Here is a 265-nt window from a genome sequence, read left to right on the forward strand (position 1 = left end):
GTTGGTATGAGCCAGCCCCTCGATCGTGAGCAGCTCGTTACGCACCAACCGCAGCCGCGCAAGCTCCGCCTCGTTTTCGATGCGGGTCAATTGTGCGCGGGCGGCAGTCGCCTCCGGACCGCGTTCGATCTGCTTACGGCGATCCTTGAGCGCAAGGGTCTCGTGGCAGACCACGTGCTTGCGGTATTCTACTTCTCGCATCTCGTCCCCGTATGCGGCGCGCCGGGCGAATTCGGCGGGTGTCCACTCCGTGACACCGCGGAAG

1 protein-coding gene is annotated in these 265 nt (G+C 64.5%); it reads right to left on the minus strand.

The features are described 5' to 3' along the window. Positions 1–265, minus strand: a 265-nt coding sequence (locus EOD29_RS32380; RefSeq protein WP_206520566.1) for a hypothetical protein, incomplete at both ends; no start/stop codon positions are given.

It is taken from the genome of Mesorhizobium sp. M1A.T.Ca.IN.004.03.1.1, assembly GCF_003997555.1.
Taxonomy (GTDB): Bacteria; Pseudomonadota; Alphaproteobacteria; order Rhizobiales; family Rhizobiaceae; genus Mesorhizobium.